This is a genomic window from Streptococcus sp. SM5 (genome assembly GCF_027497975.1).
The window spans coordinates 1-24,781 of sequence record NZ_JAJNSC010000017.1 but is presented as its reverse complement, the minus strand read 5'-3'; the positions used below and the strand labels follow the sequence as shown (position 1 = coordinate 24,781).

The following is a 24,781-nucleotide window of genomic DNA, read 5'->3' as shown; positions in this document are numbered from 1 at the left end:
GAAATGTATGGGATGGTGGCGCGAAACCATTGATATCGTAAAAGAAAATGATCCAGCGGCCCGCACCACTTTGGAGGTTTTGCTGACTTATCCAGGTGTCAAGGCCTTGGCGGCCCACCGTCTTTCGCATTTTCTCTGGAAGCATGGCTTCAAACTCTTGGCTCGTATGCACAGTCAGTTTTGGCGCTTTTGGACTCAGATTGAGATTCATCCAGGTGCTCAGATCGATTCAGGTGTCTTTATCGACCACGGTTCAGGCTTGGTGATTGGAGAAACAGCGATTGTTGAAAAAGGCGTTCTTCTCTATCATGGGGTGACTCTTGGGGGAACAGGGAAAGACTGTGGCAAACGCCATCCGACCGTTCGTCAGGGTGCCCTTATATCAGCACATGCCCAAGTCATTGGTCCTGTAGAAATTGGTGCAAATGCCAAGGTCGGTGCTGCAGCAGTTGTCGTAGCAGATGTACCTAGTGATGTGACGGTTGTCGGTATTCCGGCCAAGATTGTCCGAGTTCATGGACAGAAGGATGAACCGACTATCCACGAAGTTGAAGAAAAACGAGAGTACTACGTCAATAAACTCGAGCAGGCTAAAGAAGCCAGTCACAGATCGTCGGGGTTGTAGAGGGTACCTATATGATTCAAGCAAGAAACAAGTTAAGCCAAGAGGAGCTATCTGAGGCGAAAAAACTAATTAACTGTTGCCAAAACTATGACGGTACCTATCGTGCTCCCTATCTATCTAACATGCTTAATTTTGACCCAAACATGCCCGCCTTTTTCCTTTATTATGAAAAAGGCGAACTTGTTGGTTTATTAACTGTCTATGCAGATGACCAAGATGTGGAAGTGACGATACTGGTTCATCCAGATCATCGCCGTCAGGGAATTGCGCGTGCATTGTTTACTAGTTTTGAGAGAGAAACAGCTTCTTTTCCGATTCATTCAGTCACTTTTCAGACAGAGCGTGTTTTTCTAGATCGCCATCCTGATTTTGTTAGCAACTGGGGATTGGTCGAGGATGAAGAGACAGAAACTTGGTTAGGTAAGGATAGAAAACCTTATCCGTTAGCAAATGTTTCCAATCTTGAAGTTTTGTTAGCAGATAGTTCGTATCAGGATCAAATTAGTCAGTTAAAATTTCAGGCATTCTCAGAAGATCATGAATCTAGAGAGATTGTGGATAGATATGTCGCTGAAGCTCTGAAGGATCTAGAAAGTCGCTTATATATTTTGTTAAAAGACGGTCAGATTATTGGAACTTGCACGGTAGATTTATCGACTAATACGAATTACTTCTACGGTTTAGCAATATCAGAACTTGAACGTGGGAAAGGCTATGGAAGCTACTTAGCAAAATCCCTTGTCAACCAACTAATTGAGCAAAATGACAAGGAATTTCAGATTGCAGTAGAGGACAGCAATGTAGGTGCCAAGCGCTTGTATGAAAAAATTGGCTTTGTCAAACAGACCCAGGTGGTTTATCTGAATGAGAAAGGAGCAAGGGATTCCGAAGTGTAGAGAGATTCGGACTGAAATTGAATTGAACTCTTAGTGATGAAACTAACTGTTCTTGAATTTTGGATTTCCTGACTATGTTTTATGATTAAAATCTATGACACCATGTCTCGTGATTTGCGAGAATTTATACCGATTGAGGACGGTAAGGTTAAGATGTATGTCTGTGGGCCAACGGTGTACAACTATATTCACGTGGGGAATGCTCGTTCAACGGTGGCTTTTGATACCATTCGTCGTTATTTTGAATACCGTGGTTATGATGTTGCCTATATTTCCAATTTTACGGATGTGGATGATAAGATTATCAACCGTGCCAAGGAAGAAGGAATCACGCCTCAGGAGGTTGCAGACAAGTACATCGCTGCCTTTCGTGAGGATGTGACGGCCTTGGGCGTCAAACCTGCGACTCGCCATCCGCGTGTGGTGGAGTTTATGGCTGACATTATCCGCTTTGTGGAAGATTTGATTGAAAAAGGCTTTGCTTATGAGAGCCAAGGAGATGTCTATTTCCGTGTGGAAAAATCTCATAACTATGCCAAGTTGGCCAATAAAACCTTGGAAGATTTGGAGCTAGGTGCTTCAGGTCGTACCGATGAAGAAACAGCTCGTAAGGAAAATCCTGTAGACTTTGCCCTCTGGAAATCTGCCAAATCAGGCGAGATTTCTTGGGACAGTCCTTGGGGACCTGGTCGTCCGGGCTGGCACATCGAGTGTTCAGTCATGTCGACAGAGATTTTGGGAGATACCATTGATATCCACGGTGGTGGAGCCGATCTGGAGTTTCCGCATCACACCAATGAAATTGCCCAGTCAGAAGCCAAAACAGGTAAGACTTTTGCCAACTACTGGATGCACAATGGCTTTGTCAATATTGACAATGTCAAGATGTCCAAGTCCTTGGGGAACTTTATCACTGTTCATGATGCTCTCAAAACGCTCGATGGCCAAGTACTCCGTTTCTTCTTTGCGACTCAACACTACCGCAAGCCAATCAACTTTACGGAAAAAGCGGTGCGCGATGCAGAGACTAATCTTAAGTATCTGAAGAATACTTACGAGCAACCTTTTACAGGAAATGTGGACGCCCAAGAGTTACAATCCTTTAAAGATAAGTTTGTAGCGGCTATGGATGAGGATTTCAACTCTGCCAACGGTATTACAGTAGTCTTTGAAATGGCCAAGTGGATTAACTCTGGCAATTATGATGCAAGTGTTAAGCAAGCTCTTGCGGATATGTTAGAAGTCTTTGGAATTGTCTTTGTTGAGGAAGTTTTGGATGTAGAGATTGAAGACTTGATCCAAAAACGTCAAGAAGCGCGTGCAAATCGTGACTTTGCGACAGCGGATCAAATCCGTGACCAATTGGCTGCTCAAGGAATTAAGCTCCTTGATACCAAAGATGGAGTGAGGTGGACACGTGATTGATGTCAATCTCATTAACGGGATTGCGCTAGCTTTTGAAGGAGATGCGGTTTATTCCATGTATATTCGCCGCCACCTCATCCTCAAAGGCATGACCAAACCCAATAAACTCCATCAAGAAGCGACCAAGTATGTTTCAGCCAAGGCTCAAGCTCGCCTGATTGCCCTCATGTTGGAGGAGCAAGTTCTAACGGAAAAAGAAGAAGAAATCTACAAACGTGGTCGCAATACCAATAGCCACACCAAGGCTAAAAATGCTGATGTAGTGACTTACCGTATGTCCACAGGTTTTGAAGCCGTCATGGGCTATCTCCATATGACTGCTAATCTAGAACGTCTTGAGAGCTTGATTTCGTGGTGCATCCAAAAAGTGGAGGGCTAGGATATGATGTCAAAAGAACTACAAGACTGGTTTCCCGAAGCTTGGATTTCAGACCAACCAGTAGAGAAAGAGGGCTATCTCACCCTCCCTTTAGCTTCTCAGCAGTGGATTTTGCTGGAGGAAGCTGGGTTAAGTGAGCGTGAAAAGCAGTTGGTTGCCCTTTTGACCCAGCAGGAGCAGGCTCGTTCGCTCAATCCTTGGTATCCCTATCTGATTGAGGGGAAGGGACAGGCGCCGAAAACTTTTAAAAAGATTCAGTTGGTTTATTGTCATCTTTCCTATTTTCAGCAGGAAAATCTAGCTTCTTGGCTAGATATGATGCGGACTCTTTTTCCCAACTGTCAGACGGTGCTTCAGGTCGGAGCTCAGGATTATGTTTTCGTGCTTCAACAAGATAAGTACACCTCTGTCCGAGCTATTTTAAGTGATACGATTGAAGCGGTTGAGTATGACTTTGGACTTCGTCTCTCTATCATGTTGGGCCAGATTTGGTCTCAGACAGGACATCAAGCCCTATCAGACTTGATTAAAGCGGAGCGGGATTTGTTTAAGACTTGGTGGCGTCAGGGTCACCAAGGTGTTCACACTTTTTCACAACTCTATCTTTGGAGTATGGGGGACAGACTTGTGAACCTGAGAGCAATCAAGGAATGCTTGCAGCAGATGATTTTGGAGCAGGATCAGATTCAGGAAATCATTCTCTCTCTTTGGGAAAATAGTGCTGTTCTAACAAAAACAGCCCAGCAACTCTATCTGCACCGTAATTCTCTTCAATACAAGATTGATAAATGGGAAGAATTGACAGGGCTTCAGTTGAAGGAATTGACCGACCTTACTCTGTGTTATCAATTGATTTTACCAGATATTCTCTAAAGTTTTGTGCAAGTTGCACAGAACTTTTTTATTTTTTTGGTCACCTTGCCATAGAAAAGTAAAGCGTTTTCATCTATAATAAAACTATCAAAAGACAAAAGGAGTTCACCTCATGGTAGAATTGAATCTTAAAAATATTTACAAAAAATATCCAAATAGCGAACACTATTCAGTTGAAGACTTCAACTTGGACATTAAAGACAAAGAATTTATCGTTTTCGTAGGTCCTTCAGGATGTGGTAAATCAACAACTCTTCGTATGATTGCTGGTCTTGAAGATATCACAGAAGGTACTGCATCTATCGATGGCGTGGTTGTCAACGACGTCGCTCCAAAAGACCGTGACATCGCCATGGTATTCCAAAACTACGCTCTTTACCCACACATGACTGTTTATGACAACATGGCTTTCGGTTTGAAATTGCGTAAATACAGCAAAGAAGACATCGACAAACGTGTGCAAGAAGCAGCTGAAATCCTTGGATTGAAAGAATTCTTGGAACGTAAACCTGCTGACCTTTCAGGTGGTCAACGTCAACGTGTTGCCATGGGTCGTGCGATTGTCCGTGATGCAAAAGTATTCTTGATGGACGAACCTTTGTCAAACTTGGATGCAAAACTTCGTGTATCTATGCGTGCTGAAATCGCTAAAATCCACCGTCGTATCGGAGCTACAACTATCTACGTAACTCATGACCAAACAGAAGCGATGACACTGGCAGACCGTATCGTTATCATGTCAGCAACTAAGAATCCTGCTGGTACAGGTACTATCGGACGTGTAGAACAAATCGGTACTCCTCAAGAAGTTTACAAAAACCCAGTTAATAAATTCGTAGCAGGCTTCATCGGAAGCCCAGCTATGAACTTCATCAATGTGAAATTAGTTGGTAGCGAAATTGTTTCTGACGGTTTCCGTTTGAAAGTTCCAGAAGGCGCATTGAAAGTTCTTCGTGAAAAAGGCTACGAAGGTAAAGAATTGATCTTCGGTATCCGTCCAGAAGACGTGAATGCAGAACCTGCTTTCCTTGAAACATTCCCAGAATCAGTTGTCAAAGCTACTATCTCAGTATCAGAATTGCTTGGTTCAGAATCTCACCTTTACTGCCAAGTTGGTAAAGATGAATTTGTTGCCAAAGTTGATGCTCGTGACTACTTGCAAACAGGTGCAACAGTTGAACTTGGATTTGACTTGAACAAAGCACACTTCTTCGATGTAGAAACTGAAAGAACGGTTTACTAAGATAAAAGAAACTTAAAACACTGCTAGAGAAATCTGGCAGTGTTTTTTGAGATGTGGATTGATTGAGAGGGAATTTTCTAGTTTTCATATTCTTAAAAAAGTGATAAAATGGTAGGAAGAATTGGAGAGTAGAGATGCCAAAAGAAGTGAATTTAACAGGCGAAGAAGTTGTCGCTTTAACCAAAGAATATTTGACGGAAGAGGATGTCCATTTTGTCCATAAGGCCTTGGTCTATGCGGTGGATTGCCATAGTGGTCAATATCGCAAATCAGGTGAGCCTTATATTATTCACCCTATCCAAGTGGCAGGTATTTTAGCTAAGCTCAAGCTGGATGCTGTAACGGTAGCTTGTGGTTTCTTGCATGACGTGGTAGAAGATACAGAAGCGACTCTGGATGATTTGGAAAGAGAGTTTGGTCCTGATGTGCGGGTAATCGTAGATGGGGTTACCAAGCTCGGTAAGGTAGAGTACAAATCGATCGAGGAGCAGTTGGCTGAAAATCATCGCAAGATGCTCATGGCCATGTCTGAGGACATCCGCGTTATCTTGGTCAAACTGTCTGACCGCTTACACAATATGCGGACCCTGAAACATCTTCGAAAAGACAAGCAGGAGCGTATTTCCAAAGAAACTATGGAAATCTATGCGCCGCTTGCCCACCGTCTGGGGATTTCTAGCGTTAAATGGGAATTGGAAGACCTATCTTTCCGTTATCTTAATCCAACGGAGTTTTACAAGATTACCCATATGATGAAGGAAAAACGCAGAGAGCGTGAAGCCTTGGTGGATGAGGTAGTTACAAAATTAGAGGAATATACGACGGATCGTCACTTGAAAGGGAAGATTTACGGTCGCCCCAAGCATATTTACTCGATTTTCCGCAAAATGCAGGACAAGAGAAAACGGTTTGAGGAAATCTATGACCTGATTGCCATTCGCTGTATTTTAGATACCCAAAGTGATGTTTATGCCATGCTTGGTTATGTACATGAGCTTTGGAAACCAATGCCAGGTCGTTTCAAAGACTATATCGCTAACCGCAAGGCCAATGGTTATCAGTCTATCCATACGACTGTCTATGGGCCAAAAGGGCCGATTGAATTCCAGATTCGGACCAAGGAAATGCACGAGGTCGCTGAGTACGGGGTTGCAGCTCACTGGGCTTATAAGAAGGGCATCAAGGGGCAGGTTAACAGCAAGGAATCAGCTATCGGGATGAACTGGATCAAGGAGATGATGGAGCTCCAAGACCAGGCTGATGATGCCAAGGAATTTGTGGACTCTGTGAAGGAAAACTATCTGGCTGAGGAGATTTACGTCTTTACCCCAGATGGAGCTGTCCGTTCCCTTCCAAAAGATTCAGGACCGATTGACTTTGCCTATGAAATCCATACAAAAGTTGGGGAGAAAGCGACGGGTGCCAAGGTCAATGGTCGTATGGTTCCACTGACAACCAAGCTCAAGACAGGGGATCAGGTTGAAATTGTCACCAACCCCAACTCATTTGGGCCAAGCCGTGACTGGCTCAATATGGTCAAGACCAGCAAGGCGCGTAACAAGATTCGTCAGTTCTTTAAAAATCAAGATAAGGAATTGTCTGTCAACAAGGGTCGTGAAATGCTGATGGCTCAGTTCCAAGAAAACGGCTATGTAGCTAATAAATTCATGGACAAGCGTCACATGGACCAAGTTTTGCAAAAGACTAGCTACAAGACAGAAGAATCCCTTTTTGCGGCCATTGGTTTTGGAGAAATCGGTGCTATTACCGTCTTTAACCGTCTGACTGAAAAGGAACGCCGTGAGGAAGAACGTGCCAAGGCCAAGGCTGAAGCAGAAGAACTTGTCAAAGGTGGCGAGATCAAGGTTGAAAATAAAGAAACCCTCAAGGTAAAGCATGAGGGTGGTGTGGTCATTGAAGGTGCATCAGGCCTCTTAGTGCGGATTGCTAAGTGTTGTAATCCTGTTCCTGGTGACGATATTGTTGGTTATATTACCAAGGGTCGTGGTGTAGCTATTCACCGTGTGGATTGTATGAACCTGCGTGCCCAAGAAAACTACGAGCAACGTCTCCTTGATGTGGAGTGGGAAGACCAGTATTCTAGCTCAAATAAGGAGTATATGGCTCATATCGATATTTATGGCCTCAACCGTACAGGACTGTTGAACGATGTACTGCAAGTTCTTTCAAACACAACCAAGAATATTTCAACGGTCAATGCTCAACCAACCAAGGATATGAAGTTTGCTAATATCCATGTGTCCTTTGGCATTGCCAATCTCTCGACGCTGACCACGGTCGTGGACAAGATTAAGAGTGTGCCAGAAGTTTATTCTGTCAAACGAACCAATGGCTAATTGTCCTAGCTCTTACTAGAAAGGCTATTATGAAAATCATTATCCAACGGGTTAAAAAAGCCCAAGTGAGTATCGAAGGTCAGGTTCAGGGAAAAATCAATCAGGGGCTCCTATTGCTGGTTGGTGTTGGACCAGAGGACCAAGAGGAAGATTTGGACTATGCTGTGAGAAAGCTTGTCAACATGCGGATTTTTTCAGACGCAGAAGGCAAGATGAACCTGTCTGTCAAAGATATTGAAGGAGAAATCCTCTCTATTTCTCAGTTTACCCTCTTTGCGGATACTAAGAAAGGCAATCGTCCAGCCTTTACAGGTGCAGCCAAGCCTGATATGGCATCAGACTTCTATGATGCATTCAATAAAAAATTAGCGCAAGAAGTACCCGTTCAGACAGGCATCTTTGGAGCGGATATGCAGGTTGAACTGGTCAATGACGGTCCAGTTACCATTATCCTTGATACTAAAAATAGATAAGAAAGACCAAGCCCAGTCGGCTTGGTTTTTCTTATCTATCACAAAATACTCCAAAATGAAATCGGTTCCTGATATGCCTTGGGGAAATCTCTTTTCAGGCTTTGGATTATGCGGTAGGAGAAGATGAGGTGTCCTAAGATTAGGAGAGTTCCCTGAAGGAAAAGTGGCATACCACTTAAACATATCAAGGAGAGAATTATCAAGATATCCCATAGAATGATTTGTAAGGCAAAACGCCAGAATCTGAGTCTAATCTGGGAATAGAGTTGACTAAAGTGGTCACAAAGTTGGTTGGAAAGATAGGTCAATAGCACAGGATGAAAGAAAATGAGCCAACCGCTATAAATCAAAATCCAGTCCCAAGTAAGCCCCCCTTTAAATGTCAAAAGTGCAAGCATAATTCCATCTATGATAAGGAGTTGAATGGTTTTGATGGAGATGATTTTTTTCATGCTAAAACCTCCTTTTCCTTAGAGACACTTCCATAAAGAGATATGTTTGTCGTAAAAGTCTGGATAGTGTTCTCTTAGGTAGTCAGCCGTCATATAATATAAAGTAGAATGGCAAGCAGTGATGATTGGCATAAGAGAGTAAAAACGCTGAGAACTAATGAAGGCTAAGAGGACAAAAAATAGAAAATCAATGGAGAGAACCCCTAAATAGTAGAAGCGAATCTTTTTATTGATTTGAGGATAAATCTCAGCGAATTGATGTTTGAGTCGGACGACCAAGCGAAATAGTAGTAGACTCTGAGCAAGGAGGAAAATAAAACCAGAGAGCAAGAGCCAGTCCAAAGATGTCTCGGGTCTTTTGCTAAAAAATGCCAATAGTAGCAAATCGATAACTGCAATTGCTACGAAATGGAGTCTAAAGAGATTTTTCATAAGATGACCTCCCTCTTTTATCTAGCTTCATTCTACTCCAAAAGAATGGGAGTTACAAGTGAAATGATAAAAATAGCAGAAGGGAGATTCTCTTAAGTCGACTTGTTTTTTTATTTAAGTTTTCTTCTATTACCTAACTTCTTCATCATTCCAGACAAATAAAGCTCCGATTGCATTGAGGATATAAAAGATGTATTTTCCGATATTGGCAAAGTTTCCTTGAATACCAGCTTTTGTCAGCTGAACGAAATTGTAAATCAACCAGAAGCCCCACTGTGTTGTTAGTTTCAATGCGTTAAAAGCATTGGCAATGAGGGACAGTGCAAAGGCAATAGTTGTTACGTAGGCAAGGAGATTCATCTTGCCACCATAGCCGATATAGTTGGTCGCAAAGGCAAAGAGGAAGGCGATGATTGAAATGATGATGGCCGCTAATTTTACCTGTTTTTGGCTCATTTGGTTGGGTCTGCCTTCTTGCGAAGCTTCCCATTTCTTAATAGCAAAGGTATAAATGAGGAAGGTGACGGGATAGGTAATGATAGCTGCCTTATTTCCAAGGATATAATCAATAGCACCGGACAAAATGGTATTAACAATACCAAAGTAATTTCCCCATTTGCTTAATTTTCCCGTGAAACGAGTGGATAACATGGAAATCCCAACGTTGGTTACGGAAATCAATCCAAAGGGTACAAGTGCTGTCCATGGTCCCCAGTCTACAAATTTATCGAGGCGGGAGTTGAGGTAACCAGATGCAATCGCAATCCCAACGACCAAAGCAACCCCGAAGAGGTCAAACCATTTGGATGTCGCAAAAATTTTTAGTGATTTTTTCATAGGTTAAACTATCTTTCTTTTTTTTTACAAATATTCTACAACTAAATGAAAGTAAAATCAAATGATAGAAATAAAACCCTGAAAATAAAACTTTCAGGGTTGGTAGGGTGCTTGAGAAATTAGTCGATTTTTTCGACATAGAGTTGTTTGGCAATGTCCATACTTACTTGTAAATCCTCGTTTTTACTGAGGATAGTGAAGGTATTGCTAAAGCCATCAAACTGCTGGACTTGGAGTTGGTCACCGATGTGAAGTGAGTGCTTGTCCAGATAATGGAGAATGTCAAAACTATCGTGCACCCGAGTCAGGCGGTAGGCACCAGCTTCCTTGATGTCAGCTAGTGGCAGGTTATTGATTTCAACTAAGAGTTCTCCCTTGGCAGGAATAGTTCCTCCGTGAGGGCAGGTCTTGGGGAATCCAAGTAATTTTTCTAGTCTCTCCACGAATAAATCAGAGACAGTGTGTTCCAAGACTTCAGCTTCCTCGTGAATCTGGTCACTCGTATAGTCTAAATGATGGACTAGAAAAACTTCAATCAAACGGTGCTTACGATAGAGCTCAGAGACCAGTTTGAGGCCGATGTCAGTTAGTAGATAGCCGCATTCCTTGTCCTTGAGGATGAGATTTTCGCTCTTCATCCGTTTAATCATTTCAGTTACGGCAGGGGGAGAGACTTGCATACGAGCCGCAATTTCCTTGTTGGTAATCTTATGCAAATCTATGCCAATTTCATAAATACACTTTAGATAATCTTCTTTATTCGGGGTCATTCGTTTCCTCTTGTCTAATATCTTTATCTAGTATATCAAAAAAAGCTAGATTTCTCTAGCTATCTGCCACAATGGCTTCTAATTTAGTTCTTTAGCAGCTGCAATTGCGGCTTCGAAGTTTGGTTCAGAGTTGATATTGTCCACGTATTCAACGTAGCGAATAGTATTGTCAGTATCGAGGACAAAGACTGCGCGTGCCAATAAGTGCCACTCATTGATTAAGAGGGCATAATCACGTCCAAAGGAATGGTCGAAATAGTCTGAGAGCATGATGGCATTTTCAATACCTTCAGCACCACACCAACGTTTTTGGGCAAAAGGGAGGTCCATGGAAACAGTCAAGACAACCGTATTATCCAGTCCAGCCAGTTCTTCATTAAAACGACGCGTTTGAGTTGAGCAGATGCCTGTATCGATAGAAGGCACGACACTCAAGACTTTTTTCTTTCCATCAAAATCAGCCAGAGATTTTTTAGAAAGATCTGTTGTAGTGAGTGAAAAATCAAGTGCCTTGTCGCCGACTTGTAGTTGTTTACCTGTAAAGCTAACAGGATTTCCAAGGAAAGTTACCATAGGATACTCCAATCTTTTTTCTTCCATTTTAGCTGAAAAAGCTAGAATTTTCCAATTATTTGACCGGAAATATGGGAATAGAAAAAACGCCAATTCGAAAAAGAATGACGTTTTTCAGAGGCTTATACTTAATGAAAATCAAAGAGCAAACTAGGAAGCTAGCCGCAGGTTGCTCAAAGCACCGCTTTGAGGTTGCAGATAAAGCTGACGTGGTTTGAAGAGATTTTCGAAGAGTATTATTTTGCTAATCCTTCAGCAATCTTATCAAGATTGTATTTCATCATGTTGTAGTAGCTGTCGCCTTCTTTACCTTGTTCTGCGATAGAGTCAGTAAAGATTTGTGCATAGATTGGAATGTTTGTGTCTTGAGAAACAGTTTTCATTGGACGGTCATCCACACTTGATTCTACAAAGAGGGAAGGAGTTTTTGTTTGGCGAAGTTTCTCAACCAAGGTCTTGATTTGGTCAGGTGTTCCTTCTTCTTCAGTGTTGATTTCCCAGATATAGGCACTTGGGACACCATAGGCTTTAGAGAAGTATTTGAAACATCCTTCACTAGTTACAATGAGTTTTTTCTCAGCAGGGATGTTGTTAAATTTCTCCTTAGCTTCCTTGTCAAGTTTGTCTAGCTTATCAGTATATTCTTTGAGATTTTTTTCGTAGAATTCCTTGTTGCTAGGGTCTTTAGCGCTCAATTGTTTGGCGATGTTTTTAGCAAAAATCATTCCATTCTCAAGGTTAAGCCAAGCGTGTGGGTCTTCTTTGCCTTTTTCGTTTTGGCCTTCAAGGTAGATAACATCAACGCCTTCGCTGACTGCAAAGTAGTCTTTGTTTTCAGTTTTCTTGGCATTTTCTACCAATTTTGTAAACCAAGCATTGCCACCTGTTTCAAGGTTGATACCGTTATAGAAAATCAAATCAGCTTGAGAAGTTTTCTTAACATCTTCAGGTAGTGGTTCGTATTCGTGTGGGTCTTGACCAACAGGAACGATACTGTGAAGATCAATCTTGTCACCAGCAATATTTTTAGTAATATCAGCGATGATAGAGTTTGTAGCAACAACTTTTAGTTTTTGACCAGAAGCTGCATCTTTTTTTCCGCTAGCACATGCTACGAGAACAATGGCGGAAAGAAAAAGAACCAACAATGTACCTAATTTTTTCATTAGATCCTCCAATTTATTGGGGCTTTACCCCTTATTTTAACAAATGTTTATTTTTTAGTTTCAAATATCGTTGTTTTGGAGCGATAAAGAAGCTAATGAGAAAGAAACTAGCGGCTGTAAGCACGATACTAGAACCTGCCGCAACGTTAAAGCTATAACCGATAAAGAGTCCCAAAACTGAAGCTGTAGCTCCAAAGGTTGAGGAAAGGAAAATCATGCTTTTCAGGCTATTAGCATAAAGATAAGCAGTTGCAGCTGGGGTAATCAGCATGGCTACAATCAGGATAGTTCCGACACTTTGCATGGCTGTCACAGACACGAGAGTCAGGAGTACCATGAGAAGGTAGTGATAGAAATTGACAGGCATTCCCATGGCCTTGGCCAAGAGTTCATCAAAGGAAGTGATCAAGAGTTGCTTGAAGAAAATCCAGATTAACAAGAGAATGACTGCCCCAACACCCATAGTAATAAACATATCCGTATCTTGGACGGCTAGGATATTACCAAAAAGGATATGGAAAAGGTCAGTTGAACTTTTAGCGACACTAATCAAGATGATACCGAGGGCTAAGAAAGAAGAAAAGGTAATGCCGATGGCGGTATCGCTTTTGATAATCGAGTTTCCCTTGATGTAGGTAATGATGATAGCAGCTAGCAGTCCAAAGACAATGGCTCCGATAAAGAAGTCAAGGCCCAAGATAAAGGAGAGGGCTACACCTGGTAAGACAGCATGTGAAATGGCATCTCCCATAAGTGACATCCCGCGTAGGATGATGAAACATCCCACAGCTCCAGCTACGATCCCAACGACAATAGCTGTTATCAAGGCATTTTGTAAGAAATGGAATTTTTGCAATCCATCGATAAATTCTGCAATCATAGGTCACCTCCATTGAAAAAGAGTCGATTACCGTAAGCTTCTTTGAGATTGGCTTCGGTAAAGGTTTCTTTGGTCGGACCAAAGGCAATCACTTCTCGATTGACAAGTAAGACTTGATCGAAGTAGTGGGAAACCTTGCTGAGATCATGGTGAACGATGAGAACCGTCTTACCAGCTTTTTTTAAATCTCTCAGCGTATTCATGATGATTTCTTCACTGACAGAGTCAATCCCAACAAAAGGTTCATCCAAGAGGATATAATCGGCTTCCTGAACCAAACATCTGGCAATCAATACCCGCTGGAATTGACCTCCAGACAGTTGACTGATTTGCCGTTCTGCGTAGTCAGCTAGACCGACGATTTCAAGGGCTTCCTCTACTTTTTTCCAATGTTTAGCATTTAAACTACGAAAGAGAGGAATAGAGGGAAATAGTCCTAGTGAGACACATTCCTTGACCTTGATGGGAAAGTTGTAGTCGATATTGATTTTTTGTTCGACATAGGCAATTCGGTGTAAGGATTTTTTTACTTCCTTGTCATCGAGAAATGCCTGACCTTGATGTGGGATAATTCCCAGCATACCTTTTAAAAGTGTTGATTTTCCAGCACCGTTTGGACCAATGATACCTGTAATTGTTGGTCCTTGGAGCACTAGTGAAATATCCTTAAGTGCCAACGTTTCTTTGTAGGAGACACTGAGGTTTTCGATACGTATCATACAGTTGTATTCCTCCTGACTCTTAATATACCTTAAAAAAAAAATTAAGTCAAGTTAATTTTTGAAAAATTTAAAATAATAACTGAAAAATGAAAGAAAAGGAAAGTTCATTTTTAATTGCATTCCCAGGTAATTTTTGTTAAGCTAGCAATAACTTAAAAAAATGAAAGCGAGAACAAGATGACACGTTATCAAGATGATTTTTATGATGCTATCAATGGAGAATGGCAGAAAACAGCTGAAATCCCAGCAGATAAGTCTCAAACGGGAGGTTTTGTTGATTTAGACCAGGAAATTGAAGACCTGATGTTGGCGACAACAGACAAGTGGTTGGCAGGAGAAGAAGTGCCTGAGGATGCTATTTTAGAAAATTTTGTCAAATACCATCACCTAGTTCGTGATTTTGACAAGAGAGAAGCTGACGGTATCACACCTGTCTTACCACTCCTTAAAGAATTCCAAGAATTGGAGACTTTTGCGGATTTTACAGCTAGACTAGCAGAGTTTGAGCTTGCAGGAAAACCTAACTTCCTTCCTTTTGGTGTATCGCCAGACTTTATGGATGCAAGAATCAATGTTCTATGGGCCAGCGCTCCAAGCACGATTTTGCCAGATACGACCTACTATGCAGAAGACCATCCTCAGCGCGAAGAGCTTTTGACTCTTTGGAAAGAAACCAGCGCAAATCTCCTCAAGGCTTATGATTTCTCTGATGCAGAAATTGAAGACTTGCTTGAGAAAAGACTTGAATTGGACCGTCGAGTTGCGGCAGTGGTGCTTTCTAATGAAGAAAGTTCGGAATATGCTAAACTCTACCATCCATATGATTACGAAGATTTCAAGAAATTTGCGCCTGCCCTACCTTTGGATGACTTCTTCCAAGCCATTCTTGGCCAAGTACCAGACAAGGTTATCGTAGACGAGGAACGTTTCTGGCAAGCAGCAGACCAATTCTATAGTGAAGAAGCTTGGCCTCTCCTCAAGGCAACCTTAATTTTAAGTGTTGTTAATCTCTCTACCAGCTATTTAACAGAAGAAATCCGTGTCCTATCAGGTGCCTATAGCCGTGCGCTTTCAGGAGTTCCAGAAGCCAAAGATAAGGTCAAGGCAGCCTACCAGCTAGCACAAGGTCCTTTCAAACAAGCCTTGGGTCTCTGGTATGCCCATGAAAAATTCTCTCCAGAGGCCAAGGCAGATGTGGAGAAAAAAGTGGCAACCATGATTGATGTCTATAAGGAACGCTTGGCTAAAAATGACTGGCTAACTCCTGAAACTCGTGATAAGGCCATCGTCAAACTCAATGTCATCAAGCCTTATATCGGTTACCCAGAAGAATTGCCAGAACGCTATAAGGACAAGGTAGTGGATGAGACTGCTAGTCTTTTTGACAATGCTCTGGCCTTTGCGCGTGTGGAAATCAAACACAGTTGGAGCAAGTGGAATCAGCCTGTAGACTACAAGGAGTGGGGCATGCCTGCTCATATGGTCAATGCCTACTACAATCCACAGAAGAACCTGATTGTCTTCCCGGCGGCTATTTTACAAGCACCTTTCTATGACTTGCATCAGTCATCTTCTGCTAACTACGGTGGTATTGGAGCAGTTATTGCCCATGAAATTTCCCACGCCTTTGATACCAATGGAGCTTCCTTTGATGAAAATGGTAGCCTAAAGGATTGGTGGACAGAGAGTGACTATGCTGCCTTCAAGGAGAAAACACAAAAAGTCATTGACCAATTTGATGGACAAGATTCTTATGGAGCAACCATCAACGGTAAATTGACTGTATCAGAAAACGTGGCTGACTTGGGAGGAATCGCTGCAGCGCTTGAAGCAGCCAAGAGAGAACCAGACTTCTCAGCAGAAGAATTTTTCTACAACTTCGGTCGCATCTGGCGCATGAAAGGTCGTCCAGAATTTATGAAACTTTTGGCTAGTGTCGATGTGCACGCACCAGCCAAACTCCGTGTCAATGTGCAAGTACCAAACTTCGATGATTTCTTTACAACCTATGATGTCAAAGAAGGAGATGGTATGTGGCGTTCACCAGAAGACCGCGTGATTATTTGGTAATGAATTGAATCTAATACTAAAATCCGTAAATCTGTATAGGATGGGTTAGAGAGGTTAATATGAAGAAATTTTTAATGATATTTTCAGCTATTCTTACTGTTTTTGTTTTAGCATCTTGTGGTGCAAACAAAAAAGATGAAAAAATAGAACCTTCGGCAACACAATCATCTTCTACCAAAGAGGAACAGAAGGAAAGCTCTACGAAGTCAGAGAGCCAAACTAGTACAAGTTCTTCAATGGCAACGCCGTCAACAACAATGGAAACGAAAAGCGAAACAGGAAAAGATTTGTACAAGGAAGTAATAGAGCGGTACAATCACTATCAGGCACTTTTAAGTAGTGGCGACCGAGAATCCTTGTATGAAAAGTTGAAACAGAACAAGATTTTTTCTGAAGAGTATGGCTATATCTTTACACTAAGCACCTACGATAAACCAGCTAGTCTTCATTATGTGTTTGCTGATTTAAATAAGGATGGTCAGGATGAATTGATTATTGGAGATAAAAAATATATAGGGGCCATTTACTATTTAGAGAATAAACAACCCAAGTTGCTTCATACAGCTTATGTAGCTTCTGCAGGTGGTTTTCGTTCCAGTTTAGTTATTTATGAAAACGGTCAAGTCAGATATGCAGACTGGCAGTCAACACGACCAGAAATGAACTTAAGTTTGTATGCTTTTGATAAAGACGGAGTACAGAAGATTAAAGAAGGTATTTTTCAAATTGGTAGTGATCAAAAACCAGAGCAAATCTTAGAGATTTCTTCTAATGAACTTGATTTAGCTAAATTTGAATGGAAAGAATTTGAGCCAGCTAACTAATGTTCGATGAAATTCAATACTAGACTAGATTCTAAAATCAAAGAATGGAGAATTGAATAGCAGTACACAAAAACCAAGGATAAAAATTCCTTGGTTTTTTGCTAGCTAGAAAAAAGGATTGAAGGTCTTTTCGTGAGCAATAGTAGTAGCTGGACCATGCCCTGGATAGACGTCATAGTTTGGCAGGGTGAAGAGTTTGGTCTGGATGCTATGAAGGAGTTGCTCCATACTACCAGTCGGAAGGTCGGTCCGTCCGATTGTTTCTCGGAAAAGAGCATCCCCTGTTAAGACTAGGTGAGCATCAGGAAAGACGATAGAAACACCACCGATAGAGTGACCAGGAGTTGGCAAGACAGTAAAACGAAATTCCTCTAGTTGGTATTCTTCATGAAAGACAAAGGTGTGCTCTGCAGGTTTTGCGACCACATCTGCCATATCATCGTGGCGAGGAAGCCCAGAGAGATTATCGACAGGGGTGTAGAGCCAGCTGGCTTCACTCTCTGCGATATAGACAGGAGGATTACCAAATGTTTCGCGAACTAGGTCTAAACTCATGATATGGTCATAATGGGCGTGGGTCAAGAGAATAGCACAGATAGGTTTGTTGATGTTCTCTATTGTCTGACGAATAGCTTCCCAATGGCTACCAGGGTCGACAACGATGAGGTATTTTTCACCTTCCAGGTAATAGGTGTTTTCATAGGCAACAGGATTCACAGTTTTATGGATTTTCATACTAGCTCCAATCTCAAAGAATGTACTAAATTAAGTATAGCACAGTTAGGGGGAATAAAGTAGACAGAAAGTTTTTCTTTATAGAAGGTTACTTGCTATCTACTTCATTCTGTCTAAAATAAAGATAGCTATTTTTAGAGTTATGAACTAGCTAGAGTTTTTAATTGACTGGAATTTAAAATAAATCTAATGAGCTGGAGAGTAAATTATTGAAAAAATAGATAATGAATCAAAAAAATTGTATCTTACAGTAGAGACAAGTTTTTGTCTGTGAACAGCAAAATATACATGTAGAGTTAATTTAAATTAATATATTAAAACTACAAAATATAGTATGAAACCTATAACTCTTTGATATATCTAACAAAACAAGTTAAATAGTCAGAAAATTATTGTGTTTTTGGAAAATATTTATTTTAAATTTAGAATAAAAAAATAAGCCATTTTATTTGCCATAGACTAGGAAATATGATATCATAAAGCTGTATGTTGTAGACAATTTTATGATATTGAAAATGACTTCTAACATCTTTTGTTTTCATCTGAGGTTAGATGTGAGTTTGCGATATCAATAACTTGTAAATCGACATCAAAATAAAAAAAGGAGGTTGTGGGTCTAAATGAAAGGCAAGCAACAACAAGATTATAGAGTAGAAAAGTACATCCGTTATGGTATCCGGAAATATAGCTTTGGAGCAGCATCAGTAGCAGTTGCAGCTGGTTTGATGTTTCTTGGAAATGGTGCGGTATCAGCAACGGAAGTTCAAGGTGCAGAAGCATCAGTAGCGGCAACTACTGCCCCAGCAAATCAAGCGGATTCTAATAAAGAAAAGGAAGCCGTGAAGCCAGAAACTAAAGTAGAAGAAGCAAAACCTGAAGTTAAAGTACAGGAAGCTAAGAAAGCAAATAAAGCAGCTCTTGAAGCGAATGTTGCTACTTTAGAAATGAAATTAGCATCTGCTAAAAATGCAGATGCGTCTGTAGTAAACTCAGCTAAGGAAGTTTTAGCTGCAGCTAAAGCAACACTTTCAAATCCAGAAGCAAGTCAATTGGATGTGAATACTTTAGCTGACAAACTTTCAGCATTGGGTCAAGCCGTAGCTGAATCAGATGCTATGGGTCAACAGAAAAATTAGAAGCTGAAAAAGCAGCTGCTAAAGCTGAAGCTGAAAAGAAAGCTACTCCAGCAGAAAAATCTCTTTCAGAAGCTAAAACAGCACTTGACAAAGCTTCATCTGAAGCAGAAGTGACTAATAAATTAGCAACTGCTGAACTTTCTAAAAAGGAAGTGAAGGAAGAAAACAAAGCGGCTGTTGAAGCGGCAGTAGCTAAAAACCAAACAGTTCTTGCTGAAACAAAATCTCTTCTAGCTGATAAGAGTGTCACAAAAGAGCAAGTAGAAGCACAACTTGCACGTTTAAATGAGTCAATCCTTGCAGTATACAACGAGCTGAAAAATGCAGGTATTGGTCGTGATGGTAAGTTTTCAGCAGTCTTAGCAGACATTGCTGATACAGTTACGACTCCACCTCTATCAGAAGAAGAACAAATCAACCACTGGAAGAAGTATGCAGATAAGAACACAGAACGTCTGACAAAACAAATCAAGTGGTTTGACATTTCAAATCCGAAAGCGAAAATTGAAAATCTTGACCCAGATGGTAAACTTCAAGTAGGTACTAAGTTTACACAAGAAATTTCTCCAGGCTATGTTGTAACCTTAACAGTTACTAAATTAGCGCCATTCAACTCAACGGATGAGTACAAAAAACGTGGTGGAGCAGGTTATGATGCAAATGCTGTTAATGAGTATAAAAATGGGGATCCAGCTGAATTAAAAGTAGTACAGCAAGGAGGTTACTCTGTTGCGAAAACAAACGGAATGGATACTAAAGGTAAAACGGTTATCCAGTCTGTTAAAGATGGAGCTAACGTAGGGGTAGAATTCTCAGTTAAAGCTACATTAAATGGAACAGAAGTTCCAGCCAACGTTGTATTCTTAACAGGGGAAGAAGCTGGTTCGTCAGAAGTTGAAATCTACAAAACAGATGGAGATGGATTTGAATTAGTAACTGAATTATCAAATACGACACCAAGATATAGTACTGCTCGTTCTTATACTGCAGAAACTTATGAATACAGAACATTGCCTTCTGCCGGACATGGGCAAGATGGTTATCGTAGACAATTTGGGGTAGAATATACTCTTAATGGTTCAGGGAAAGAAGCCTTTGAAAAATTCAAAGCGGATAAAGCAGCTGGCTTCTTCAATACAACTGTGACATCAGATACTGTTATTGCGATGAAAGCAGAAGATGGTAAATATCACACAGATGGATTAGGGACACAAGTTTTTGGACCGGTCTCAACTCACCGTGATTCAGGTTTCTCTACTCCATTGGTAATGACGCGTAATGCTAAAAACATTGGTATGTACATCTTTTCTGCAGGTCAACAAGGATCTATGCTAGGATTTATGGTCCTAGATGAAGGGGATGCTCCAGCTTCATACGGTCGTGTAGCCCACTCTATTTCTAAGTCTGACGGTCAACACCAACCATATCTAGGTTCTGTACCGGCTGACGTTGATGTTCGAACAACTCCAATTAACAAAACAAATGCCTTTGTATACGATGATATCAATGGTATCGGTAATGCTGATGAAGGTGCTCGTCAATTGATGGGTGATGATGTTGCTCCAAATGATAACTATAAGTTGAAAAAAGTTAATGATGGAACTTACTCAATGACTTTCGATGCCCACCTAGACGGAGAAGCTAAAGCTTACGTTAACGGTTGGATTGACTTTAACAACAATGGAAAATTCGATGAAGATGAAGCCGCTGGTGTGACAGAAGTGACTGCTGATGGTAAGGTTACTCTTACTTGGACAAACACAGTTCAAAATGTGGATACCAGTGCAACAAAATTAGCTACACGTCTTCGTATTGCATACGATAAAGCAGATGTCAAGGCTCCTACTGGTATTGCCTACTCAGGTGAAGTAGAAGATTTCCAAATCCAACAAACAATTCCACCACGTGGAACTAAGAGAGAAACAACAGATGTACAAGGTGCAACTCAAACATCTACTGTAGCATTCAACGCATATGGTCAAAAGAACTATGATTTTGATAAAGACAATGCAATAGATACAACTGTTAAATCACAAATCGTTAAACCAGATGGTACATTAGTAACAGATGCTGACCTAGTTGATGGATACTACGTTGTACCAGGGCAAGGTAAATACAAGATTACTGATAACGGTGCAAATGTAGATGTAGAATTTATCCCAGAAGCAAACTTTGTAGGTACAGCAGATGGTATTACGATTCGTCGTACAGATATCAATGGTAACACTACTGGTTGGGGTAATGAAGGTCGCCAAATCATCGGTGGTGCAGGTGAAGCTAAAGACCAACTAGAATTAGTCAGTGAACAAGTTCAACTAACTGGCTTAGCAACTAAAGGATCTATGGATGGTCGTTACATTCCAACTGTAACTCCAAAACAAATCGTTGGAACACCTGAAGAATCAACAGATATCCAAGGGAAACCACAAACGAAAACACCTAAATTCTCAATTGACGTAGATAAAGATGGTGATGGAACTGCGCCAGATGCAGTAACACCAAGTGCACAATACCCAGCTAAGTTAGTAGATCCAGCGACTGGAAAACCAACTGATGAAACAACTGTAACTGTAAAAGGTGAAGGAACTTATACAATCGATCCAACAACTGGAGCGGTAACATTTACTCCAGAACCACAATTTACAGGAACTGCTAAAGGTATTGATGTATCATTAACAGCACCAGTAGGTCAAGATAAAAATGGTCAACCTGTAACAGCAACAGCTACTGCAAAATACACTCCAACTGTAACACCTGTTAAACCAACAGCAGCTCCAGCAACTTCAACAGGAGTACAAGGTGAAACTCAAACAGGTAAACCAACATTTACAGAAGGAAATACAGAAGTACCTATTAAAGAGGGTTCTGTAAAATTATTAAATCCAGATGGAACAGAAGCAAATGGACCAGTAGATGCTCTAGACCCAAGTGGTAAAAAAGTTGGGGAATACACTGTAGATCCAACAACAGGTGTAGTAACCTTCACACCAACAGACAAATCTTACACAGGACCAGTACAACCAGCTAAAGTTCAAGCTGAAGATAAGAATGGAACAAAAGTTTCTACAACTTATACTCCAAATATCGTAGGAGTAACACCAACAGCAACACCAGCTACAACTGAAGATGTTCAAGGTAAGACTCAAGAAAGTCCAGTTTCATTTGAAGCAGGAAAAACTACAATTGCTGGAGAAGAAAAAACTGTAGAAATCGATCCATCTACTTACACACTTCTAGGTGAAGATGGACAACCAGCTACTGAAGTACCAGCTAAAGATCCAGAAGGAAACGTAATTGGTAAGTACACTCTTAAAACTGTAGATGGAAAAGCTGTTGCAGTATTCGAACCAACAGATAAGACATATTCAGGTGAAGTACAACCAGTACGAGTTCAAGCTAAAGATAAGAATGGTACAGCTGTAGAAACAACTTACACACCGAAGATTACTCCGGTAGTTCCAACAGCAGAACCGGCTACATCAGAAGCTATCCAAGGTGAAACTCAAAAAGGAACTCCAACATTCGCTCCTGGAGACACTATTGCTCCAATCAAAGAGAACTCTTACAAGCTTCTTGATAAAGAAGGAAATGAAGTTCCAGCTGGTCAAACAACTCCAGCATATGCTGAGGACGGAGTAACTCCAGTAGGTACTTACTCAATTGATCCAGCAACAGGTGAAGTAACCTTCACACCAACAGATAAATCTTACACAGGTAATGTTACACCTGCTGATGTTCAAGCAGAGGACGCAAATGGAACAAAAGTTTCTACAACTTATACTCCATCTATCGTACCTGTAACACCAACAGCAGAACCAGCTAAAACTGTAGATGTTCAAGGTGCAACTCAAACAGGCAAACCAGTATTCCAAGGTGGAACAGCTATGGTTAACGGTGAAGAGAAAACTGTTGAAATCGACGATACAGTACCAGCTAAATTGGTAGATCCAAAAACTGGAGAACAAGTTGATTCAGTCACTGTAGAAGGTGAAGGAACATACACAGTAGCTCCAGATGGAACAGTAACATTCAAGCCAGAACCACAATTTACAGGAGTAGCCAAAGGTGTTGAGGTAGTTCGTCAAGATAAGAACGGCACACCAGCTAAAGCTACATACACACCGGAAGTTAAACCAGTAACACCAACAGGAACAGATGCTGTAACTGAAAATATTCAAGGTTCAACTCAAACAGGTAAACCTGAATTCAAGGGTGGAACAGTAACAATCGATGGTAAAGAGAAAACTGTTGAAATCAATGAAGATAAACTAGCTAAATTGGTAGATCCAAAAACAGGAAATCCAGTTGATTCAGTAACTATCGAAGGTGAAGGAACATATACAGTAGCTCCAGATGGAACAGTAACCTTCACCCCAGAAAAGAACTTCACAGGTAAAGGAACAGGTGTTACAGTTCAACGCGAAGATAAGAACGGCACACCAGTAACAGCTAAATACACTCCAGTTGTTAAGAAAGCAACACCAACAGGAACAGACGCAGTAACTGAAGATATCCAAGGTTCAACTCAAACAGGCAAACCAGTATTCCAAGGTGGAAAAGTTACTGTAAATGGTGAAGAAAAAACTGTTGAAATTGATGAAGATAAACCAGCTAAATTGGTAGATCCGAAAACAGGAGATCCAGTTGATTCAGTAACTATCGAAGGTGAAGGAACATACACAGTAGCTCCAGATGGAACAGTTACATTCACCCCAGAAAAGAACTTCACAGGTAAAGGAACAGGTGTCACAGTTCAACGCGAAGATAAGAACGGCACGCCAGTTAAAGCTACTTACACACCAGTTGTGAAACCAGCAACACCAACAAGTTCAGATGTCATCACTACAAATGTTCAAGGTGCTACTCAAGAAGGAACACCAACATTTAAAGGTGGAAAAGTTACTGTAAATGGTGAAGAAAAAACTGTAGAAATCGACGAAACTGTTAAGCCAACATTCGAAGATGGCACAACTGAGAAGAAAGTACCAGGCGAAGGAACATACACAATCGACGAGAACGGTAAAGTAACCTTCACCCCAGAGAAAACATTCACTGGTCAAGCAACAGGTGTAACTGTTAAACGTGTAGATAAGAACGGCACACCAATCACAGCTAAGTACACTCCTGTAGTCGTTCCAGTAACACCAACTTCAAAAGATTCTGAATCAGAAGGTCCTAAAGGACAACCTCAAGAAGGCACACCAACATTTGAAGGTGGAAAAGTTACAATCAACGGTAAGGAAGTTCCAGTTGAAATCGATGAAACTGTTAAACCAACATTTGACGATGGCACAACTGAGAAGAAAGTACCAGGTGAAGGAACATACACAATCGATGAAAACGGTAAAGTAACCTTCACCCCAGAACCTGACTTCGTAGGTAAAGCAACAGGCGTAACCGTTAAACGTGTAGATAAGAATGGTACACCAGTAACAGCTACTTACACTCCAACAGTTCGTCCTGATACTTCATTCGTTGATAAAGATGGCAACCCACTTTCACCAACAGAAGATGGAACTAAACCAACTAAAGATATCCCAGGATACAAGATTGTTAAAACTGAAGTAGACGAAAAAGGAAATACAAAACACATCTACGAAAAAGTTAAGACATCATTCAAGGATAAAGAAGGAAACGAAATTCCAGGAAATCCAAGTGAAGATGGCGAACAACCTAAGAAAGATATTCCAGGTTACCGCTTCGTAGAAACTAAGAAACTTCCAAATGGAGATACAGAGCACGTCTACGAAAAAGTTAAGACATCATTCAAGGATAAAGAAGGAAACGAAATTCCAGGAAATCCAAGTGAAGATGGCGAACAACCTAAGAAAGATATTCCAGGTTACCGCTTCGTAGAAACTAAGAAACTTCCAAATGGAGATACAGAGCACGTCTACGAAAAAGTTAAGACAT

Annotated in this window: 22 protein-coding genes; 12 read left to right on the top strand and 10 right to left on the bottom strand. The window is 41.0% G+C overall.

The features are described 5' to 3' along the window. Positions 1-7 precede the first annotated feature (7 nt). The 8 genes from cysE to dtd all read left to right on the top strand — a co-directional run bounded on the left by cysE (position 8) and on the right by dtd (position 8,271). Positions 8-625: a serine O-acetyltransferase gene (cysE, locus tag PAN07_RS12390; RefSeq protein ID WP_115904920.1), complete on the top strand. Its 618-nt coding sequence runs from the start codon at positions 8-10 to the stop codon at positions 623-625. An 11-nt stretch (positions 626-636) separates the two neighbouring features. After that, positions 637-1,521 carry a GNAT family N-acetyltransferase gene (locus PAN07_RS12385; RefSeq protein ID WP_269797999.1) on the top strand — a complete coding sequence of 295 codons (885 nt, stop codon included), beginning with the start codon at positions 637-639 and terminating at the stop codon, positions 1,519-1,521. Between the two features lie 81 nt (positions 1,522-1,602). After that, positions 1,603-2,946, top strand: a complete 1,344-nt coding sequence (gene cysS / locus PAN07_RS12380) for a cysteine--tRNA ligase (protein ID WP_269797998.1) — start codon at positions 1,603-1,605, stop codon at positions 2,944-2,946. After that, positions 2,939-3,325 (top strand): Mini-ribonuclease 3, encoded by a 387-nt coding sequence (locus PAN07_RS12375; protein WP_049511045.1) that lies wholly within the window; start codon positions 2,939-2,941, stop codon positions 3,323-3,325. The genes cysS and PAN07_RS12375 overlap by 8 nt, the downstream gene beginning before the upstream one ends. Before the next feature lie 3 nt (positions 3,326-3,328). After that, complete coding sequence (locus PAN07_RS12370; RefSeq protein ID WP_269797997.1) at positions 3,329-4,198, top strand: PucR family transcriptional regulator; 870 nt, start codon at positions 3,329-3,331, stop codon at positions 4,196-4,198. Between the two features lie 112 nt (positions 4,199-4,310). Further along, positions 4,311-5,441: a sn-glycerol-3-phosphate ABC transporter ATP-binding protein UgpC gene (gene ugpC, locus PAN07_RS12365; protein WP_000229953.1), complete on the top strand. Its 1,131-nt coding sequence runs from the start codon at positions 4,311-4,313 to the stop codon at positions 5,439-5,441. 134 nt (positions 5,442-5,575) lie between these two features. After that, entirely contained in the window at positions 5,576-7,798 is a 2,223-nt protein-coding gene (locus PAN07_RS12360) for a bifunctional (p)ppGpp synthetase/guanosine-3',5'-bis(diphosphate) 3'-pyrophosphohydrolase (protein WP_269797996.1), read from the top strand. 29 nt (positions 7,799-7,827) lie between these two features. Then, positions 7,828-8,271, top strand: a complete 444-nt coding sequence (dtd, locus tag PAN07_RS12355; protein ID WP_049552187.1) for a D-aminoacyl-tRNA deacylase — start codon at positions 7,828-7,830, stop codon at positions 8,269-8,271. A 38-nt stretch (positions 8,272-8,309) separates the two neighbouring features. Here dtd and PAN07_RS12350 read toward each other — a convergent pair whose 3' ends face one another. From PAN07_RS12350 to PAN07_RS12315, 9 genes are all read right to left on the bottom strand, one after another. Beyond that, the gene (locus PAN07_RS12350; protein WP_125416137.1) at positions 8,310-8,723 is read right to left on the bottom strand and encodes a hypothetical protein; all 414 of its coding nucleotides are present in this window, start codon (positions 8,721-8,723) and stop codon (positions 8,310-8,312) included. An 18-nt stretch (positions 8,724-8,741) separates the two neighbouring features. After that, entirely contained in the window at positions 8,742-9,155 is a 414-nt protein-coding gene (locus tag PAN07_RS12345) for a hypothetical protein (RefSeq protein ID WP_125416135.1), read from the bottom strand. Positions 9,156-9,284: 129 nt separating this feature from the next. Continuing rightward, entirely contained in the window at positions 9,285-9,992 is a 708-nt protein-coding gene (locus PAN07_RS12340; protein WP_180364271.1) for a nicotinamide mononucleotide transporter, read from the bottom strand. Next, positions 9,949-10,131 (bottom strand): hypothetical protein, encoded by a 183-nt coding sequence (locus tag PAN07_RS17470; RefSeq protein WP_042898761.1) that lies wholly within the window; start codon positions 10,129-10,131, stop codon positions 9,949-9,951. The genes PAN07_RS12340 and PAN07_RS17470 overlap by 44 nt, the downstream gene beginning before the upstream one ends. Continuing rightward, complete coding sequence (locus PAN07_RS12335; RefSeq protein ID WP_004263083.1) at positions 10,112-10,762, bottom strand: metal-dependent transcriptional regulator; 651 nt, start codon at positions 10,760-10,762, stop codon at positions 10,112-10,114. The genes PAN07_RS17470 and PAN07_RS12335 overlap by 20 nt, the downstream gene beginning before the upstream one ends. A 78-nt stretch (positions 10,763-10,840) precedes the next feature. Next, complete coding sequence (tpx, locus tag PAN07_RS12330; RefSeq protein WP_033682328.1) at positions 10,841-11,335, bottom strand: thiol peroxidase; 495 nt, start codon at positions 11,333-11,335, stop codon at positions 10,841-10,843. Between the two features lie 236 nt (positions 11,336-11,571). Continuing rightward, positions 11,572-12,501 carry a metal ABC transporter substrate-binding lipoprotein/adhesin PsaA gene (gene psaA / locus PAN07_RS12325; protein WP_033682181.1) on the bottom strand — a complete coding sequence of 310 codons (930 nt, stop codon included), beginning with the start codon at positions 12,499-12,501 and terminating at the stop codon, positions 11,572-11,574. A gap of 31 nt (positions 12,502-12,532) precedes the next feature. Further along, complete coding sequence (locus PAN07_RS12320; protein WP_004263061.1) at positions 12,533-13,381, bottom strand: metal ABC transporter permease; 849 nt, start codon at positions 13,379-13,381, stop codon at positions 12,533-12,535. After that, complete coding sequence (locus PAN07_RS12315; protein WP_000619162.1) at positions 13,378-14,100, bottom strand: metal ABC transporter ATP-binding protein; 723 nt, start codon at positions 14,098-14,100, stop codon at positions 13,378-13,380. The genes PAN07_RS12320 and PAN07_RS12315 overlap by 4 nt, the downstream gene beginning before the upstream one ends. Positions 14,101-14,280: 180 nt before the next feature. Here PAN07_RS12315 and pepO point away from each other — a divergent pair, with 180 nt between their 5' ends. Together pepO and PAN07_RS12305 are read left to right on the top strand one after the other, a co-directional pair. After that, the gene (gene pepO, locus PAN07_RS12310; RefSeq protein ID WP_269797995.1) at positions 14,281-16,173 is read left to right on the top strand and encodes an endopeptidase PepO; all 1,893 of its coding nucleotides are present in this window, start codon (positions 14,281-14,283) and stop codon (positions 16,171-16,173) included. A gap of 59 nt (positions 16,174-16,232) precedes the next feature. Further along, positions 16,233-16,997, top strand: a complete 765-nt coding sequence (locus PAN07_RS12305; RefSeq protein ID WP_265472569.1) for a hypothetical protein — start codon at positions 16,233-16,235, stop codon at positions 16,995-16,997. Positions 16,998-17,102: 105 nt separating this feature from the next. Here the strand turns inward: PAN07_RS12305 and PAN07_RS12300 are convergent, their stop codons facing one another. Further along, positions 17,103-17,732: an MBL fold metallo-hydrolase gene (locus PAN07_RS12300; RefSeq protein ID WP_042750483.1), complete on the bottom strand. Its 630-nt coding sequence runs from the start codon at positions 17,730-17,732 to the stop codon at positions 17,103-17,105. Positions 17,733-18,352: 620 nt separating this feature from the next. Between PAN07_RS12300 and PAN07_RS17465 the strand changes: the two genes are divergently transcribed. Together PAN07_RS17465 and PAN07_RS12295 are read left to right on the top strand one after the other, a co-directional pair. Continuing rightward, entirely contained in the window at positions 18,353-18,868 is a 516-nt protein-coding gene (locus tag PAN07_RS17465) for a YSIRK-type signal peptide-containing protein (RefSeq protein ID WP_346658460.1), read from the top strand. A gap of 110 nt (positions 18,869-18,978) precedes the next feature. Further along, a partial coding sequence (locus PAN07_RS12295; protein ID WP_346658459.1) for a GEVED domain-containing protein occupies positions 18,979-24,781 on the top strand: 5,803 nt, incomplete at its 3' end.